Here is a 17,322-nt window from a genome sequence, read left to right on the forward strand (position 1 = left end):
AACGTCCTTCATTCGACTAGTTGCGCGACCGCGGGTTTATCGGAAATGCGGTTCGGACCCTGTAGCCATACTCAGCCTTTGAATCCCTGTGTATGACAACCCGCACAGCAAATGTCGGTCGGATGACAGGAGTGGAAATTCCAGACGCTAAATAAGCTTCCCTGCCGGTCCGATATCCGAATAGGCGATCGATCGTTGCAACCGGCACTTTTCCCTCAGCGACCGCATCCACCAATTCCTTGTTGGCTTCCAGAACGCGATTGACAAAATCATTTGCCGATTCTTTGGAATCGAACGATCCCACAGTTGGCTGATATTCCACGATACTTCCAAGTGGCCCTAATGTCGTCCGGTGCCGTTCATTTTCGATTCTTGCGAGCAACTCATCATCGCTTTTGCCAACGTGTCTCTCAATTGTATGTCCGTAGTCTTCTTCATCGTTCAGTTTGACGACGTAGCGATCACGATTCTCATTTTGTGCGGTTCTAAGCCTTGGCGCAACGGTTGAAGCATCGGTCGAATCATCGCTTGCATTCCAGTCGCTCTCGCCGCCGCCTCCGCCGCTCGTCCATTGTCCGCCGCCGGAATTGCCCGCCGGCACGCGTGGCTGATCCGGGCTGTAGCGGCGCTCCAGCGCGAGATCGCCTTTAGCGAAGAGCGCTTCTTTCGGCGCCGGGCCGTAGCCCAGCGCCTCGCGCTGTTCGTCGAGCGTGAGGAAGGCAGCCTTGCCGACGCGCTCCCATTCGCTTGCGCGCTCGCTCGCCAGCGCCTCCAGACGGTCGGCGTTATAGTCGAGGCGAAAAGGACCGAAGCCCGGTTGCAGCCAGTTCTGAAAGCTCTTCTGCACACGCGCGACGAGCGGCAGCACGGTCTGGCGCCAGAAGGCGCGATTGGCCTCAGTATAATTGCTGAAGGTGTTGTCGCCGGGCAGGCCCAGGAGCAGCGGCGGCACGCCGAAGGCGAGCGCGATTTCGCGCGCGGCGCCCGCTTATGCGCGCGTCGCGCCTACGGCGTCCTCTCATGTACGAATCACTTCAGGAAGGCGGAATGAGTTCGTAGTCTAGGTCGAACACCAATACGTTGTCCCGGCCGAAGACCTCGTAAATGATGCGCGGGATTGCCGGGATGTATTCCGCTCCGCCCTCCTTGTTCCACTGAACAAGGAAGCCGCTGTTGGCGGTGACGCCATATTCTGCAGCTCGCTCGCGCTCGTGCGGCAAGGGCTCGCCGACTTCCGAAATCCAGAAGTGTTTCAGGATGTCGTGGTAACGATCGTCCGCTTGGGCAATTTTCTGACGAGCTTCTTCAGGGGAATAAGCGCTCGAACATGTTACAAAAATTGACATCAGCATCCCCCGTTGAGCGCAAGTTAGGCTTGCTCAGAGGTATTCCGACGCCGCCTACGACGTCGCCGCGAGTTCCTCGCGCATCAGTGCGATCACCTGTTCGAAAGCGGCGATGAAATTTGGACGGCGGCCACGCATCCAGTTCAACTCCGGGCCGAGTTGATCGCGCTGAAAGTCGGCGTAATAGGCCTCCATCGCGCGCAGCAATTCAAGCCGCTCCTCGCGCGGGTGGTCGCTGAACTCGAAGAAGTCGAGAGCTTTCCCATTGGGCAACTCATATTTGCTCGGCCAGCCGTCGTGAAGAAAGTCGAGCACTTGTGGCGCCAAATCTTCCGCGATTCGCGGCGCCTTGCTATGATCGAGGTAGAGCTCGTAGGCTCCTCCCATTACCGTCTCGAACTGGCCTCTGGACAGCGGCACCCATTCCTTGTCGATAGCATCGAATGTGACGAGAGAGGACATATGTCACCTCGCGCGCTCCATCGTGGCGCATTCAAGAAGGCGGAATGAGTTCGTAGTTGAGATCGAACACCAATACCTTATCGCGTCCGAAGGACTCATACATGACGCGGGGGATTTCTGGAATGTATTCAGCTCCGCCTTCCTTATTCCACTGAATGAGAAAGCCGCTTTTGGCTGTGACGCCGTGTTCCGCTGCTCGCTCCCGTTCGTGCTCCAAGGGCTCGCCGACTTCCGAAATCCAGAAGTGCTTTAGAATGTCGTGATAGCGATCGTCCGCTTGGGCAATTTTCTGACGAGCTTCTTCAGGGGAATAAGCGCTCGAACATGTTACAAAAATTGACATCACCATCCCCCCTTTAAGTAAAATAGCTTACCGTCGCGATCGATAACCCAGAGCCGATTCAAGCCGTCTATCTGATACCTTCGAAATTGCGCTTCCACTTCCGCAGTTGAAATGGAACTGTCGCGTAGGTTGATAATTATGCTTGAAGCCTGCTTGCGCGCAACCTTTCCCGCGACATTGTCCCACACGTTCCGCACGCTGCCCGTTACTGGAGCGTAATTGTCAAACACCTCGCCGTCGATCCGATAATCGGGTCGTTTCGGACCAGGAACATCCGGCTTTTGTTCGACGTTGTGGCCATTCAGCCAGAGGATGTCAGCCGACTGATTTTCTCGCTCGGCGCCGCGCCTCGTTTCAGGATCGTCTTGTCGCCGCACCAGCGCGCGCGGTCCCGTGAGATCGCCTCTCGGGGCGCTGTCCCGACCGGGCAAAGCGAGGTCTCCATAAAGCTCTCGCAAGTGTTCCGAATAGAGTTCGTTCGCCTGTCGCGTTGCGCTTTCGTTGCGAGCGATGCGCGCTTCAATGTTGTTTGGATCGATGAGCGTGGATTCTGGCTTCCAGCTTGGATCGATTTCGCGCACGCGCGTCTCGGCTTCCCTCGCCAGGCGCGCCGTATCTTCCAGTCGATCGAGTTGCGAGAGAGTCGCTTCGCCGGGTCCGCTGAAACGTCCGCCTCTGCCTCGGCCGCGCGCCTGGGCCAGTGTGATGGACCCTTCGACGTCGCTCGCCACTCTCGGATCTGTGTTCTGCGCAGTCTGGACTCGGCCCTCCACATCACGCCGCCGCGCGCGATCATCTCGGGCGCTGCCGAAACTTCCTCCTCCCAAACCTCCGCCCCCGCCGTCCGTCCATCGCCCAGCGCCGAAAATTCCCGCAGGCACGCGCGGCTGATCGGGGCTGTAGCGGCGTTCCAGCGCAAGATCGCGTTTGGCGAAGAGCGCTTCTTTCGGCGCCGGGCCGTAGCCCAGCGCTTCGCGCTGTTCGTCGAGCGTCAGGAACGCCGCCTTGCTGACGCGCTCCCATTCGGCCGCGCGTTCGCTCGCCAAGGCTTCGAGACGGTCGGCGTTATAGTCGAGACGAAAGGGACCAAAGCCCGGTTGCAGCCAGGCCTGAAAGCTCTTCTGCACGCGCGCGACGAGCGGCAACACGGTCTGGCGCCAGAAAGCGCGATTGGCCTCGGCGTAATTGCTGAAAGTGTTGTCGCCGGGCAGACCCAGAAGCAGCGGCGGCACGCCGAAGGCGAGCGCGATCTCGCGCGCCGCGCCCGCCTTCGACTCGGTAAAATCCATGTCCTTCGGCGAAAGCGACAGCGCCTTCCAGTCGAGCCCGCCTTCGAGCAGCAGCGGCCTTCCGGCGTTGGTCGCGCCGGAGAAATTTTCCTCCAGCTCTTCCTTCAGCCGCGAGAATTGCTCGTCGGTGAGATGCGCGCCTTCGGGCCCCGCATAGACGAGGGCGCCCGATGGACGCGCGGAATTGTCGAGCAGCGCCTTGTTCCAGAAACTCGCGGCGTTATGCGTGTCGAGCGCCACCTGCGCGGCGGCGAGCGGCGGAAAGCCGTAGTAATCGTCGAGCGGATTGAAGAATTTGATGTGAAGGATCGGCTCGATCCCTTCGCCGCGCATCTCGTAGCGCGCTTCCTGTCCCAGCGCGCGATAGATGAAGGCCGCGGGCCAGCCGTTGCGTCCCGCCTCAATGCTCATGCGGTCGGGCCGCAGCGTGTAGAGTTCGCGCAGCTCCTCGTCGATCAGCACGGATTCGATATAGGCGTTTCCGTAAAGCAGCAGATTGGCGCAGATCGTCTCGATGAAGGAGGCGCTGGTGTCGAGCGGATTGGGCCGCTCGATGAGAGAGAGGAGCGGATGGTCGATCGCCTCCTCGCGGCCTTCATAGATGAGCCAGGGAACGGAGGCGGCGGCTTCCGCCACCATGCGCACGCAGCGATGGCAGACGGCGTTGCGCTCATAGCCTTCGCGGGTCAGCACCGTCGAATTGCGCGCGCTCCAATGCGGCTGTCCGAGCGCATGCATGGCGAGGAGTTTCGCCGCGCGCGAATATTTGGTTTCGCGCGCCGGCGCGACCGCGCCGATGAGACGCGTGAGCAGAGAGGGCATCGATGATCCCTTGAGAGAAGCGTAAGAAGCGTAAAGAGGCGCCACACCCTCCCCTTGATGGGGAGGGTCGAACCGCGAAGCGGTTCGGGGTGGGGTGACCAATGGAAACGATAAGGAACCCACCCCACCCCGCGACTTCGTCGCGACCCTCCCCGTCGAGGGGAGGGTGGGGATGCGCCCTTTCACACTCTCCGCATGCGCGGCTCGGGCGCTTTCGGCGTCAAAGCCAGCGCGGTGATCGCCCAGACCAGCGCGTCGAGCCGATCGGGACTACGCCCGGATGAAAGTCCGTCGGCGCCGAAATCGCACATCTCGTCTTCGAGCGCCGGAAAGGCGCCGACATGTTTGACGCGGCCCTGTTCGTAAAGCTGCGCGACCGGCGCGGCGCGCAAATATTTGCCGCGCGTCGCGCGCGCCATCGTCACCGGCGCCGACGGATCGGCTTCGTTGAGCACGGCGCGCACCATTTCGCCGCCCTGATTGACTTCGGCGACAAGCGCATCGGCGGAAAGCTTGTGATAGAGCGCAATCGCTGCGCGCGCCCATTGCGCCGGCCGCGCCGCCGACAATGTCGCATCGGCGAGAACATAGAGCATGCCTGCCTGTTCAATCCCTGCCGCCACAATCCCGCAATTGTCGGCGCGCTTGCCCGAACTCGCCGGCGGATCGACCGCGACGACGATGCGCCTCAACGGCGGCGCCTCAGGGACGCGGGCGCGCTCCAACATGTCGCGCGTCCATAGCGCGTCCTTGCGCTCGTCGAGGATCTCGCCGTCGAGCTCCTGGCGGCCCAATCGCGTGCCGGCATATTGCGCGACGACGCTTTCCAGAAACGACGGCGCAAGATTGGCGGCGTTCTCGCGCGTCAAGGCGCGCGTCACGACGCTCGCCGGATGGGCGATCAGCTCTTTCAACAGCGGCAGCGGGCGCGGCGTCGTCGTCACCAGCTGACGCGGCCAGTCGCCGAGACGCAGGCCAAATTGCAGCATGTCCCATGTTTCCCTGGCATAGCGCCATTTGGCGAGTTCGTCGCACCAGGCGGCGTGAAACTGTGGCCCGCGCAGGCTTTCCGGATCTTCCGCCGAAAACGCCTGCGCGACGGCGCCGGACTCCCAGACGAGCCGCCGGCGCGTCGTCTCCCAGCGCGGCCGTTCGCGCGGCGAATGCACGGCGAGCAGGCCGGAGACGCCTTCGACCATCACTTCGCGAACGTCGGCCGCCGTCTCGCCGACAAGCGCGATGCGCCCGAGCGGGCGGAGCGAAAATTGTGCGCGTCCGAGCGCCAGCGCTTTCACCCATTCGGCGCCGGCGCGAGTCTTGCCCGCGCCGCGTCCGCCGAGGATCAGCCATGTGCGCCACGGCGCGCCATTGGCGGCGAGCAGCGGCGGCCATTGATCGCGGCGCGCGATGAATTCCCACTCGTCGAGAAGCCGCGCCAGTTCTCTCGCGCTCAAACCTTCGAGCGCCTCATTCAGTCGGCCCTGCGCCGCGCAGCCGATCAAGCCGTCGAGCAAGCTCCGCGCGGAGTTCGGCCAATTCGCGGGGCGGCGCGTCGCCGCCTCCTTCGCTCGCGTCTCCGACGGATTGGTCGCTGTCATCGTCTGCGTCGTTCTTCTTATCCTCGCTCTCGCGCCGCATGCGCTTCAATTCGGCGAGCGTTTTGACGAGGCTTGCGAGCGTGCGTGCGCTCGCCTCGATGGTCTTGGGCGCATGTTTGGCGAGCGCCGCTTCGGCGCGGGCGAATTCCTGCTCGACCGCGTCTTCGAGCCGCGCGATGAGCCGGCCCGCGTCGCGCGGTTTCTTTGCGGCGTTCGCAGCCTCTTGCGGCTTTTTCGGCGCGCAGGCGGAGGCGCGTAGCGGCCAGCCGTGAGTTTCGCGAAAGCGGCGGAACTGTCCGACGCTCATGCCGAGCAGTTCGAGAATTTCGCCGATGGGCGTGACGCCCGAGTCATAGAGAAGCTTCGCCTGCGCGATCTTTTCGTCGCAGGGCGGGACGGATTTGGCTCGCATCTGCGAGTCTCCGGAAGAGCTGTTGGTTCTGAGTTTGATTTACTCAAGTGACTCGGGTGTCATTGCCGACAGGCCGCAGGCCTGATCGGGAATCCCGAGTCACAACAAGCGTGTTTGATGTCGCCCCTGGATTCCCGATCGCGCTTCGCGCGTCGGGAATGACAAGCCGTGAGCCTGACGAGTTGGTTTTCAGCAACGCTCCAAAAAAGATCCCCTCGGCCCAAGACACAAGCGTCTCGATGCGCGAGGGGATCAGGCGGGCGCGGGGGAACGGGAGGAGAGGACGCCGCGCCGGTAAACTCATTCGCGCCGCTCAAGCGCAATTTTGGAGCATGGCGCTTTTTTATAGGACCATCGTCCTGCTGTCAAGGAATAAAATCATAAAAGCCGGGCAAGCAGCGGCGCGGCTATTAGAGTGGGAGGCCAGCGAAGCGCCGACGCGCGAAGCCGGAAATGCCCGACAGGATTTGAGGCCGTGGCTGGTCTGCGCCGGCGAATGAGTTTGTGTTGAGCGAATAGTTAACGAAAGAGTGTTTAGAAATCCGTCTCCGACGCCACGGCTGTCCCTGCTGAAAAGCCTGCTCGATGCGAACTCGATACGAATGAGCGCCCTTGTCAACAGAGCTTCATCGAGCCGTTGCAAGACCGGGCGCGGCGAACTGACGCTATCAGCGATTGTTTCAGCGCGCGGTCGCGGTTTGCTTGACGGCGCTGGTCTTTGCTCGCCGCGCGCTCGGCGGAATCAACAGGGGAGCGCCGAGCGACAGTCGACTCTCGAATAGCGCGGCGTTAAATAAAATTTATTCTGACGGCTGGGGGTTTCATGCGGATATTGATTGGCGCGGCGCTCTGTTGGGCGCTGGCGGGATGCAGCGTCTATATGGCGACGAAGCAGCCCGACGCAAAGAATGTCGATTTGTTCACGGTCGGGACCTCCAGGACGCTGATGCTGGCGGAATTCGGCATGCCCGCCGCAACCGAAACCAAGAACGGCCGAACATATGAAATTTTTAAATTCGTGAACGGCTATTCAGCGGGGACGAAAGCGGGACGCGCCGTTTTTCACGGCGCCGCCGACGTCGTGACGCTGGGGTTATGGGAAGTCGTGGGGACTCCGACGGAAGGCGTATTTTTCACCGGCGACGAGATGGTCTTCCGAGTGAGATACGACAAGGACGACCGAATCGACGAAGTGGTCGCGCTGAAGAGATAGCCAGATCCAACTGATGGATGCCCGCGCAAAATTTCCGGCGATTCTCGGTCGGCTGCGCGTAGGGCGATATCCGAATCAGTCCCGCATTTAAGAGTCGGTGAAGCCATTTCACCACCGCGCCTTCTTCGGCCAGCGCTTTGGCCACAGCCTGATGAAGTCCGGCAGATCGTCGGTTTCGACGTCGTCTTCGCCGGCCTCGATCCGGCCGCGCGCCGACACGCCGGCGCGAGAGACGCTCTCGGGATCGCCGGAGATCAGCGGATGCCAGGGCGGCAGCGGCTTGCCCTGATGCCGCAGGACATAGGCGCAGGTCGGCGGCAGCCAGGGAATATCCGCAAGCTTCTCCAGCGTCAGCCGCACGCAGTCCGGCACGTAGCGCCGCCGCCGCGGATAGTCGCCGCAGCGGCAGCTCTGCTGGTCGAGCAATTTGCAGGCGACGCTCGTGTGGTGAATCGCGCCCGTGTCCTCGTCTTCGAGCTTCACCAGACAGCAGCGGCCGCAGCCGTCGCAGAGCTGTTCCCATTCGGCGCGGGTGAGGTCCGAAAGCGGCTGTTCCCAGAACGGCGCCTCGGTCTGCGCGGTCCCTTCCTGGGGACGCTGCGAAAAACTGGAGAGAGGTTTTTCGGCGCGCTCCATACTTTTGGACCCCGTCCCGTTCTCCGGAGTCCCGCGGCTCCAGCCGCCTGCAGCGTGATCTGGGGCATTTTCGCCTTTTTTTAACGCCATCCTTCTCTTTCGGCTTGCGCTTTGCGCGACAGAAACCATAACGCAGTGTGAGTCGCGCGGACTGTCGTCAAGATGGTTTAAAAAGTGTTAAAGTCCAAGCAGCGCCGGTAAGTTTTGCCGGCCGCGGGAGGCATTTGAGCTGTGTTGGAGCGTTTCCAGGCTTCTGCTTTCGCCAAGCGCTTGAGGCGCATCCTGCTCGCGATCGATGCGCGCATCGATTCCGCCATGTACCAGAGCGGGCGGCGCGCCCGCGAACTCTATGAGGATTTTTCGACCTTCATGGAGCGGTTCCATGTCTCCGGCCTTGCCCGGGTCGGCGTGGAGCTCTCCTGCGAGGCGCTGACTCTTGGTCTAGGCGCCGGCATCGTCGCCATGGCGCTCGCGTCCTCGGCCTTCCAGATGACCAGTGACGAGAACTGGCTCAAGCAGACCGACCTCGCGGTCACCTTCCTTGATCGCTACGGCGCGGAAGTCGGCCAGCGCGGCATCAAGCATGACGACGCCGTGCCGCTCGATCAATATCCCGACTATCTGATCAAGGCGGTGTTGGCGACGGAAGACCGCCGCTTCTACGAACATTTCGGCATCGACGTGATCGGCACGCTGCGGGCGCTCACCGTCAACGCCCGGTCGTCAGGCGTGGTGCAGGGCGGCTCCTCCATCAGCCAGCAGCTCGCCAAGAATCTTTTCCTGTCGAATGAGCGCACGATCACCCGCAAGATCAACGAGGCCTTTCTGGCGCTGTGGCTCGAGCACCATCTGACCAAGCGCGAAATCCTCAAGCTCTATCTCGATCGCGTCTATATGGGCGGCGGCGCCTTCGGCATTCAGGCGGCGGCCGAATTCTATTTCGGCAAGTCGGTCAAAGACGTCACGCTCTCCGAGGCGGCGATGCTCGCCGGCCTCTTCAAGGCGCCGACGAAATATGCGCCGCACGTCAATCTGCCGGCGGCGCGCGCGCGCGCCAATGACGTCTTGAACAATCTCGTCGACTCCGGCTTCATGACCGATAGCCAGATCATCGCGGCGCAGCGCAGTCCGGCGACGCCGATCGACCGCGCCCGCGAGACGAGCCCCGACTGGTATCTCGATTACGCCTATGGCGAAATCCGCAAGTTCGCGCAGGAAGGTAAGCTCGGCGACAATCGCGTGCTCAGCGTGCGCACCACGCTCGACTCCAACGTCCAGAAGCGCGCCGAAGACGTCATCGAAACCAATTTGCGCGAGCAGGGCCGCAGCTTCCATGTCAAGCAGAGCGCCGCGGTCGTCATGGAGCCGGACGGCGCCGTGCGCGCCATCGTCGGCGGACGGGATTATGGCGCAAGCCAGTTCAATCGCGCGACCGACGCCGCGCGCCAACCGGGCTCCTCCTTCAAGCCCTACGTCTATCTCACCGCGCTGATGACCGGCCGTTTCAAGCCGACGACCATCGTCACCGACCGGCCGACCTGCATCGGCAATTACTGCGTCCATAATTACAGCGGCGGCTATGCCGGCTCGATGCCGCTCGCCATGGCGCTGGCGAAATCCTTGAACACGGTCGCCATTCAACTGTCGCAGGCGATCGGCAAGGGCGATTCGCGCATCGGCCGCGCCAAGATCATCGAAACCTGCCGGCGGCTCGGCATCACCACGCCGCTCGAAGACACGCCCTCGCTTCCGGTCGGACAGAGCGACGTGATCCTGCTCGAACATTCGGCGGGCTACGGGGCATTCGTCAACGGCGGCAAAAAGGTCACGCCTTACGCCGCCGTCGAAATCCGCAACCGGCAGGGCGATCTGCTCTATCGCCACGACCGCGACGCGCCGCCGCAAACGCAGGCGGTGCCGCTCGACAAGGTCGTCGAACTCGCCGGCATGATGAAGAAGGTCGTCGAGGAAGGCACCGGCAAGCGCGCGCAGCTCGGCGAGGGCATCGACGTGATCGGCAAGACCGGAACGACGAATGGCTATAAGGACGCCTGGTTCTGCGGCTATTCCGGAACGATGGGCGGCTGCGTTTGGTACGGCAATGACGACAACGCCCCTATGAACAACATGACCGGCGGCACGCTGCCGGCAGGCACTTGGCACGACATCATGGCCTATGCGCATCAGGGCGCGATCCTGAAGCCCATTGTCGGCTTGAAGCCGGATCCCAAGGGCGCGACAGCCGCCGTGAACGCCAATGTCGTCAAGCCGCTCGAACTTGGCGCGCCGCAGCGTCCCGCGACCTTGTCAAAGGGCGCGATACAGGCGCTGGAATCGCTTCAAACGAAAATCAAAGCGGTCGGCGGCGACAAGCAGAGCGCGCTCGAAGCGCCTGACCCCGCCGCATCCGACGCTGTGCGGCGCGAGGCGCAGCGCGCGAGCGGCGCCGACGGCGTCATCCGTTAAGCGGCGGGAGCGCACCCTTGGACCTCAAGCCTTACGCAAATTATCTGCGCGCCGCCTCGGCGATGATCGCCGGCGTCGGCATCGGCCTGTTTGCGACCATCCTGTCGCTCAACGCCGGCTATGGGTTCAATTCTCTGCGCGCCGGGCCGTGGACCGCCTGGCCGCATATCGGCGGCGCCGATATCGACCCTTATGCGCGGGCGGTCATCTCGCGTTCTGGAGAAGCGCCGCTCGGCCGCGATCAGGGACTGGCCTTCATCGCGCGCGCCGACTCCAATGGCGCGCCGCTGAGCGCCGAATGCGAATATCGGATTATCGATCCCTTGCCCGCCGCGCGCTTCTGGACGATCGCGCTGGCGAACCCCCACGGCCGGCTCCTCGCCAATCCCACCGAGCGCTACGGCTATTCCTCGGTCGACGTTCTGCGCAAGGAGGGCGGCGCCTTTGAGATCGACGTCGCGCGCGAGGCGCGGCCCGGCAATTGGCTGTCGCCGGGCGAGGCGAAGGACTTCGTCGTCATGCTGCGGCTCTATGATACGCCGCTCGACATCGAGTCGACTCCGGATCCAAATTCCTTTCCAAAAATCGTGAAGCTCGGATGCGCCTGAACATTCCCGATCGCTATCTCGACCTTTTGCCGTGGCTGTTCGCGACGCTGCTTGTCGCGGGGATCGTGCATATTGTTTCGGTGCTGCTGATGCCGACCCTGGCGCCGAACGACGCGCTCGCGCGACTCGCGTCCTATGTGAAGAGCGCCGCGCCGGCGGAAGGCTTGGTGATGCTGCCGCAGATGGCGCCCGGCGCCGAGACGCTGCCCTTCGAGGACCCGGCCTTCGCCGAGGCGGTCTGCGTCTATGATCTCGCCAAGGGTCCGCTGCGGGTCAAGACGAGCGTCGACGGCGAGGATTTTCTCGGGCTCTCATTTCACGGCGTCGCCGGCCGCATCTATCATTCCATGACCGATCGTTCGGCGATCAAGGGCAAGATCGACATCGTCGTCGGCGACGCGCGCCAGATCGACGCGCTGACGAGCGCCGATGAGGGCGACGCGCCGCCGCCGCAGGAAGTGCGCCTCACGGCGCCGGCGAAGCGCGGCTTTATTCTGATCCGCTCCTTGGCCAAGCGCCCGTCCGATCAGGAGCGCGCGCGCAGCCGTTTGAGCGCGATCAGCTGCCAGCGTTTCGACCTGCCGCAGGGGTAGCGTGGTTTCCCGCCGTAGCGGTTATTGGCGACCGGCTTTCGGTCGCCAACCCTAAGACGCGCCGTCAGGCGGGCATCCGCTTGTCGTACTCCTTTTGCAGCTGGCTCCAGCCTTCCCAGAATGGCGCCGGCTTCTTGCCTGTCGCCCGGGCGACCAAGATGTCGAGGTGCATGTGCCAGCCGGCTCCGACCTTCAAGAGGGTTGCGCGGTCGGGCAGACGTCGATGGATCACGGTCAGCAGCACATGATCTCCCCTTGGCTCGAGTTCGAAAGAAACGTCGCCGCTGCCTTGCCATGCGAAGGCAAGCTTGCGGGGCGGATCGACCTCGGTGATGCGGCTTTGCATCCGGTGCTCGTCGCCAAAGCCGGTCGGCCGCTGACCAGGCGGATCGGTCAGTTCGTCGTTGCGCCAGACGAATTCGAAGGGCGCGCCGACCTTCATCTCCATAGGCCCCGCCGCCAGCCATTTGCGGCGCAGTTCGCTCTCCGTGAGATAGGCCCAGACGCGCTCTATGGGGCCGGGGAGAAGGCGCTCGATCGTCAAGGTGGCGGGTTCGGTAAGCGCGCCATAAGCATTTGGCGTTGCAAGATCGGTCATGAGTCGTCTCCTTTGCAGGCGTTGGAACGGCCTGTGTCCTCCGTCAGGAGGAGGCCTTCGAGCGCATCCAGACGGTCTGTCCAAAAGCGCGCGTAGAAACTCAGCCACGCGTGGGCGCTGGCGAGCGGACCGGGAGCGAGGCGGCAGATATGGGCGCGGCCGCGCACTTCGCGCCGGATCAGCCCTGCATTCTCAAGCGCCTTGACGTGCTTCGAGGCGGCAGCCAGCGAGATCGCGAAAGGCGCCGCAAGCTGGCCGACGGTTCGTTCGCTCTTGGCGAGTTCGCGAAGCATGCGCCGGCGCGTGGCGTCGCCGAGCGCGTGAAAGACGGCGTCAAGTTGGGGGGCTTCTAATTCAACCATATGGTTGAATATATCGGCCGTCCCGCAAATGTCAACCAATTGGTTGAATGAGTGGTTGTCGGCGCTTTTTCAATTGCTTTGGTCGATTTTCGATGATGGCGGGCGCCGTTGCGAGGCGCGCGGCGACGAAGCGCTTCAGATGGACGGCGCGACGATGGATTGCTGCGCCTGCGGCGCGCAACGACGACTTCTCGACAGGCCGATGGCCTGATCGGTAATCCAGGGGCAACGCCATGCACGATTGGTTTTTTTCTGGATTTCCGATCGCGCTTAGCGCGTCGGGCATGACATCGGGCGAGGCCTGCATTTGGCGGCGCGATAGAGGCGCGCGCTAATTGCTGTCGCTGGGCAGACCCGGGATCGGCAGAATCTCGATTCCCTCTTCGAGCAGCGCCTTCGCTTCTTCGAAGGTGGCGCGACCGCGGATGGCGCGTCGCTCGGTCTCGCCGTCCTCCATGGCGCGCGCCTCCTCGGGGAAGCGGTCGCCGACGTCTTCGGTATGCGCGACCACCGTGTCGTGCAGTTCGCGCAGCTTCACGCGCAGATCATGCGCCGCGTCGTCGCGCGGCTTGGCGATATGGGGCGCCATGACGTCGCGCGTAATCTTCGTCGAGTCGCAGAAGGGGCAGGCGATCTGCCCTTCGGCCGCCTGTTTTTCAAATCCTGCGCTGTCGCGAAACCAGCTGTCGAAGCTGTGGCCGGCGTCGCAGATGAGGGAGTAACGGATCATGGCGTCGCTCCGCTGGCGAGAAGCGCGTCGAGCTTTCCCTCGCCTTCGAGCGCGTGAAGCTCGTCGCAGCCGCCGATGTGCTTGTCGTCGATGAAGATCTGCGGAACGGTCGAGCGGCCATTGGCGCGCTGGCTCATGCGGCGGCGTCCCAGCGGGTCCCACGCCACTGAGATTTCTTCAAAGGCGGCTCCCTTTTGCGTCAGCAGCCGCTTCGCGGCGAGGCAATAGGGGCAGGTCGGCGTGGTGTAGATTTCGATGCGGGGGGCCATGGCGCGCTTATACGCCTGCGCCTAGGCGCTTGTCACGGCCCGCGCAAAGACGAGGAGATCGACGCGCGGCGCGCCCGCCTTGAGCAAAGCGCGAGTCGCGGCGTTGGCGGTCGCCCCGGTCGTCAGCACGTCGTCGATGAGCACCACATTGCGCCCGTGGATGGCGTCCATCCGCTCCGGGTCGACGCGAAAGGCGCCGGAGAGATTGGCGGCGCGCTGCGCCCGCGTCAGCCCCACCTGCGGCGCCGTCGGCTTGACGCGCTGCAGCGCCATGGTCTCCACCGGCACGGCGCTCTCGCGCGCGATCGCCTGCGCCAGGGCCGCCGACTGGTTGAACCGCCGCGCGAGAATCCGCAGCCGGTGCAAGGGGATGGGCACGATCACATCGGCGTCGGCGAGGAGTTCGGCGCCGGCCCGCGCCATCCAGCGGCCCATCGGCTCGGCGAGCTCCAGCCGGTCGTAATATTTCAGCCGGTGCGCCAAAGCGCGAGCCTTGTCGCTGTCGTAGCGCGCCACGGCCCTGGCGCGACCGAAGGCGGGCGGGTTGGCGGCCGCTTCCAGCGAGATCAGCCCCGGCTGCGCCAGGTCGCGTTCGAACGGCGTGCCGAGCCGCTCGCAATAGGGACGCTCGATGAAGGCGATATCGCGCCAGCACTCGGGGCAGATCGCGCCATGGGCGGCGACCGCCCTTCGGCAGACGAGGCAGGATGGCGGATAAATGAGGTCGAGGAGCGCATGTCCCGCCCGCGCCAGGGGTCGAAGCAGGCCAGTCGCTCGGCTCCGCATCATCGGCAACCCACTCAACAAGCGTTGCAAGAAGCTTGGCAGGCCGCGCTTTGCGACCTGATGCGCGCAATGCGCGGCGCCAGGAACCCAAGAACCCACGATCCCTTGATCACAAAACAGGACTTGAGCACAGGCGGGACCCTAACGCATCGTAGGGGTCAGCAAAAGAATCATTGTCCGGCCGCGCGGCAAGGCCGCCGTTACTGCGCCAAGCGAAGCCCTTAGGAGATTGACGCCGCCATGAGCGAATTCCACACGATCTTCGTCATCTCCTGCATCGCCGTGCTCGCGCCGCTGCTCAACAGAGTTCCGGCTTTTGCGCGCGCGCCGATCGTCGCCATCGAACTGTTGCTGGGCATGCTCGTCGGCCCAAGCGGGGCGGGGCTGGTGGCGGGGGATGGCGCCGTCAATTTTTTGATGGAGTTTGGCCTGGTCTATTTGTTTTTTCAGGCGGGCTTCGAGTTCAACCAAAAGGAAATAAGCGGAAAGCCGCTTCGCCTGGGACTTTTCGCTTGGCTCGTTTCATTGAGCCTCTCGGTCATCATTTCCGGACTGCTTTATCTTGTTGGCCTCGTGGAAGCGCCGCTTCTCGTCGCGCTGATCTTGCCGACCACGGCGTTCGGCATATTGATCCCCGTTTTGCGGCAGTCGGGGGATCTCGATAACGACTTCGGACGCTACGTCCTTGGCGTCGCGGCTGTCAGCGAACTTGGACCGCTCATTCTCGCCTCGATCGTTCTGGCCCAGCACAATCATCATCTGCACCAGACGCTGTTAAGCGCGCTTTTCATCGTGCTCGGACTGGCCGCGATCTTTTTTCTCAAGACGGTGCGTTCGGACCGACTCGCCGAAAGCATTGTGTATTGGCTTGGCGACGGCGAGCTTCTGCCTATTCGAATCGCGCTCGTCGTCTTGCTTGGCTTCGTCTCATTCGCCGACAGGTTGGGGATGGAGCTTGTGGTCGGCTCCTATATGGCGGGCATGGCCGTCGCGGTCCTGGTGCGGGGCACCAAGGCCGAAGTCCTCAAGGATCGTTTGACCGCCATCGGCTCCGGCTTTTTGATTCCGCTGTTTTTTATCGAGAGCGGCGCGTCATTTGACTTTATGGCGCTCGTCAGGAGCCCCGCGACCGTCGCGCTCTTCGCGTTTTTTTGCGCCGCCTTCCTGCTCATTCGTCTCGCGCCGCTGAATCTTTTTCGCGGGACGCTGCCCGAGCGGGACATTCCGGCGTTGGGGCTGTTGTCGTCGACCACCCTGCCGCTTGTCGTCGCGCTCACCTATCTCGGCGTTGGGAGGGGGCAGATGGCGCCAGAGACGGCGTCCGCGCTTGTGGGCGCCGCGATGGTGACCGTCACGGCGTTCCCGACGCTGGCCTTCTGGCTGCGTGGAACGCGTCAGCCGTCGCGCCTTGAGAGCAGCATATCGTCCATCGCTCACGCCGTCGCCGATTGGTTCTCTTCGCAAGCGTCAGGCGCATTCGCCAAACTGCCGCCTCGATGGATCGAGATGCTCCAGGACGCCGAGCGCCGCGTCGCCGATCTGTTCAACCGCGCATAGAGCGCTTAGCCGAACAGGCCGCCCGGCCTGGGCGTAAGCGGATTGTCGGTGAGCGCCTGCGCGTCCGGACGGTCGGGCGCGGGGTGATTGACGAGCGCGCCGTAGAGTCCGCGGACGAAGCCTTCGTCGAGATCCTTGACGATGAAGACGATGCGCGTGCGCCTGTCCGCGCCCGGCCAAGCGTCGAGGCGGTACGGCGGGTGAAAGACATGCTGCACGCCATGGATCGCCACGGGGCGCGACGGATCATCGGCGAGCGCCACGATTCCCTTCACGCGCAACATGCGCGGTCCATGCGTGTGGCGCAAAAGGTCGATGAAAATGTCGAAGGAGGCTGGCGTCAGCGGCGTCTCGGAGGAAAAGCAGAAGGCGCGGATATGCGCGTCATGCCGATTCACGTCCTGACGATGGCCATGCGTTTCGTGCTCATGCTCATGGTGATGCTCATGATCATGCTCATGGTCCGCGTGATCATGCGCCTGCGCCTCTTCCACCGCTTCGGCGTTGAGCCATTCCTTCACGCGCGGCGTCTTGGTCTCGGGATCGTAGAGGCCGCAATTGATCAGCGCTTCGGGCGTCGCTTCGCCCTTGGCGGCGTCAAGCTGTAGCGCGCCCGGGTTGAGCCGCGCGAGCCGCGCCTTCAGCGCATCCGCACGCTCGGCGCCTTGCGGCAGATCCGTCTTGGCGATGACGAGCCGATCCGCGACGGCGACCTGTTTGACGGCTTCCTCATGCGCGTCGAGCGTCGCTTCGCCGTTCACCGCATCAATGAGCGTCACGACGCCGTCGAGCCGATAGCGCATCATCAGATAGGGGTGGGACATGATCGTGTGCAGGATCGGCGCCGGATCGGCGAGGCCAGTGGTTTCCAGCACGACGCGCTTAAACGGTTTGATCCGGCCGTTGTCGAGCCGCTTCAGCAGATCTTCGAGCGTGTTCACCAGATCGCCGCGGATTGAGCAGCATACGCAGCCCGAACTCATCATCACCATGTCGCCGTCGATCTTCTCGATGAAGAGATGATCGAGGCCGATCTCGCCGAACTCATTGATGAGGACGAGCGTCTCGGCGAGCGCCGGTGAGGCGAGCAGGCGGTTGAGCAGCGTGGTCTTGCCGGCGCCCAGGAAGCCGGTGATGACGGTCAGCGGAATTGGCGGCGGCGCCGCGCGCGTCGCGCGACTCGCGGCGGCCATGGTCAGATCGTTCATTCAGCGGAACTCGCGCCGGAGCAG

Annotated in this window: 20 protein-coding genes and 1 pseudogene; 6 read left to right on the plus strand and 15 right to left on the minus strand. The window is 63.3% G+C overall.

All coding sequences use genetic code 11. The annotated features are described in order from the left end of the window. Nucleotides 1-16 precede the first annotated feature (16 nt). From EHO51_RS20785 to EHO51_RS01355, 8 genes and pseudogenes are all read right to left on the minus strand, one after another. Entirely contained in the window at nucleotides 17-601 is a 585-nt protein-coding gene (locus tag EHO51_RS20785; protein WP_245434921.1) for an RNase A-like domain-containing protein, read from the minus strand. 72 nt (nucleotides 602-673) lie between these two features. Further along, nucleotides 674-985 (minus strand): annotated as a pseudogene (locus EHO51_RS01325) (phage portal protein); the annotation flags it as partial. 49 nt (nucleotides 986-1,034) lie between these two features. Next, the gene (locus EHO51_RS01330; RefSeq protein ID WP_124737375.1) at nucleotides 1,035-1,346 is read right to left on the minus strand and encodes a hypothetical protein; all 312 of its coding nucleotides are present in this window, start codon (nucleotides 1,344-1,346) and stop codon (nucleotides 1,035-1,037) included. A gap of 54 nt (nucleotides 1,347-1,400) precedes the next feature. Then, nucleotides 1,401-1,808 carry a hypothetical protein gene (locus tag EHO51_RS01335; protein WP_124737376.1) on the minus strand — a complete coding sequence of 136 codons (408 nt, stop codon included), beginning with the start codon at nucleotides 1,806-1,808 and terminating at the stop codon, nucleotides 1,401-1,403. A 31-nt stretch (nucleotides 1,809-1,839) separates the two neighbouring features. Beyond that, nucleotides 1,840-2,151, minus strand: a complete 312-nt coding sequence (locus EHO51_RS01340) for a hypothetical protein (protein WP_124737377.1) — start codon at nucleotides 2,149-2,151, stop codon at nucleotides 1,840-1,842. Further along, nucleotides 2,151-4,262: a phage portal protein gene (locus EHO51_RS21370; protein ID WP_164479321.1), complete on the minus strand. Its 2,112-nt coding sequence runs from the start codon at nucleotides 4,260-4,262 to the stop codon at nucleotides 2,151-2,153. Before EHO51_RS21370 ends, EHO51_RS01340 begins: the two co-directional genes overlap by 1 nt. 182 nt (nucleotides 4,263-4,444) lie before the next feature. Continuing rightward, the gene (locus EHO51_RS01350) at nucleotides 4,445-5,776 is read right to left on the minus strand and encodes a DNA-packaging protein (protein ID WP_124737378.1); all 1,332 of its coding nucleotides are present in this window, start codon (nucleotides 5,774-5,776) and stop codon (nucleotides 4,445-4,447) included. After that, nucleotides 5,730-6,272, minus strand: a complete 543-nt coding sequence (locus tag EHO51_RS01355; protein WP_124737379.1) for a hypothetical protein — start codon at nucleotides 6,270-6,272, stop codon at nucleotides 5,730-5,732. The genes EHO51_RS01350 and EHO51_RS01355 overlap by 47 nt, the downstream gene beginning before the upstream one ends. A gap of 823 nt (nucleotides 6,273-7,095) precedes the next feature. Here EHO51_RS01355 and EHO51_RS01360 point away from each other — a divergent pair. Next, nucleotides 7,096-7,485: a hypothetical protein gene (locus EHO51_RS01360; RefSeq protein WP_205788985.1), complete on the plus strand. Its 390-nt coding sequence runs from the start codon at nucleotides 7,096-7,098 to the stop codon at nucleotides 7,483-7,485. 108 nt (nucleotides 7,486-7,593) lie between these two features. Here the strand turns inward: EHO51_RS01360 and EHO51_RS01365 are convergent, their stop codons facing one another. Further along, entirely contained in the window at nucleotides 7,594-8,211 is a 618-nt protein-coding gene (locus EHO51_RS01365) for a YcgN family cysteine cluster protein (protein ID WP_124737380.1), read from the minus strand. Nucleotides 8,212-8,352: 141 nt separating this feature from the next. Between EHO51_RS01365 and EHO51_RS01370 the strand changes: the two genes are divergently transcribed. From EHO51_RS01370 to EHO51_RS01380, 3 genes are read left to right on the plus strand one after another with little or no spacing between them, the layout of a single operon-like run. Next, a complete protein-coding gene (locus EHO51_RS01370; protein WP_124737381.1) occupies nucleotides 8,353-10,587 on the plus strand; it encodes a transglycosylase domain-containing protein in 2,235 nt (744 codons plus the stop codon). A 17-nt stretch (nucleotides 10,588-10,604) separates the two neighbouring features. After that, nucleotides 10,605-11,195, plus strand: a complete 591-nt coding sequence (locus EHO51_RS01375; protein ID WP_124737382.1) for a DUF1214 domain-containing protein — start codon at nucleotides 10,605-10,607, stop codon at nucleotides 11,193-11,195. Further along, on the plus strand, nucleotides 11,186-11,788 hold the full coding sequence (locus tag EHO51_RS01380; protein ID WP_029648341.1) for a DUF1254 domain-containing protein: 603 nt from the start codon (nucleotides 11,186-11,188) through the stop codon (nucleotides 11,786-11,788). The genes EHO51_RS01375 and EHO51_RS01380 overlap by 10 nt, the downstream gene beginning before the upstream one ends. A 64-nt stretch (nucleotides 11,789-11,852) precedes the next feature. On the opposite strand, the gene EHO51_RS01385 is transcribed toward EHO51_RS01380, so the two are convergent. Next, entirely contained in the window at nucleotides 11,853-12,386 is a 534-nt protein-coding gene (locus EHO51_RS01385) for an SRPBCC family protein (protein ID WP_124737383.1), read from the minus strand. Then, nucleotides 12,383-12,748: an ArsR/SmtB family transcription factor gene (locus tag EHO51_RS01390; protein ID WP_124737384.1), complete on the minus strand. Its 366-nt coding sequence runs from the start codon at nucleotides 12,746-12,748 to the stop codon at nucleotides 12,383-12,385. The genes EHO51_RS01385 and EHO51_RS01390 overlap by 4 nt, the downstream gene beginning before the upstream one ends. A gap of 55 nt (nucleotides 12,749-12,803) precedes the next feature. Here EHO51_RS01390 and EHO51_RS20415 point away from each other — a divergent pair, with 55 nt between their 5' ends. Continuing rightward, nucleotides 12,804-12,959, plus strand: coding sequence for a hypothetical protein (locus EHO51_RS20415; protein ID WP_164479322.1), 156 nt, complete (start codon nucleotides 12,804-12,806; stop codon nucleotides 12,957-12,959). A gap of 120 nt (nucleotides 12,960-13,079) precedes the next feature. Here EHO51_RS20415 and EHO51_RS01395 read toward each other — a convergent pair whose 3' ends face one another. The 3 genes from EHO51_RS01395 to EHO51_RS01405 are packed head-to-tail and all read right to left on the minus strand — an operon-like array spanning nucleotide 13,080 to nucleotide 14,536. After that, entirely contained in the window at nucleotides 13,080-13,478 is a 399-nt protein-coding gene (locus EHO51_RS01395) for a DUF1178 family protein (protein WP_029648334.1), read from the minus strand. Continuing rightward, nucleotides 13,475-13,747 (minus strand): glutaredoxin 3, encoded by a 273-nt coding sequence (gene grxC / locus EHO51_RS01400; RefSeq protein WP_124737385.1) that lies wholly within the window; start codon nucleotides 13,745-13,747, stop codon nucleotides 13,475-13,477. Before grxC ends, EHO51_RS01395 begins: the two co-directional genes overlap by 4 nt. Nucleotides 13,748-13,768: 21 nt before the next feature. After that, nucleotides 13,769-14,536: a ComF family protein gene (locus EHO51_RS01405; RefSeq protein ID WP_124737386.1), complete on the minus strand. Its 768-nt coding sequence runs from the start codon at nucleotides 14,534-14,536 to the stop codon at nucleotides 13,769-13,771. Between the two features lie 237 nt (nucleotides 14,537-14,773). Between EHO51_RS01405 and EHO51_RS01410 the strand changes: the two genes are divergently transcribed. Further along, the gene (locus EHO51_RS01410; RefSeq protein ID WP_124737387.1) at nucleotides 14,774-16,090 is read left to right on the plus strand and encodes a cation:proton antiporter; all 1,317 of its coding nucleotides are present in this window, start codon (nucleotides 14,774-14,776) and stop codon (nucleotides 16,088-16,090) included. Between the two features lie 5 nt (nucleotides 16,091-16,095). Here EHO51_RS01410 and EHO51_RS01415 read toward each other — a convergent pair whose 3' ends face one another. Further along, nucleotides 16,096-17,298: a CobW family GTP-binding protein gene (locus EHO51_RS01415; protein WP_124737388.1), complete on the minus strand. Its 1,203-nt coding sequence runs from the start codon at nucleotides 17,296-17,298 to the stop codon at nucleotides 16,096-16,098. Between the last annotated feature and the right edge of the window lie 24 nt (nucleotides 17,299-17,322).

The organism is Methylocystis rosea (assembly GCF_003855495.1).
GTDB classification, from domain to species: domain Bacteria; phylum Pseudomonadota; class Alphaproteobacteria; order Rhizobiales; family Beijerinckiaceae; genus Methylocystis; species Methylocystis rosea_A.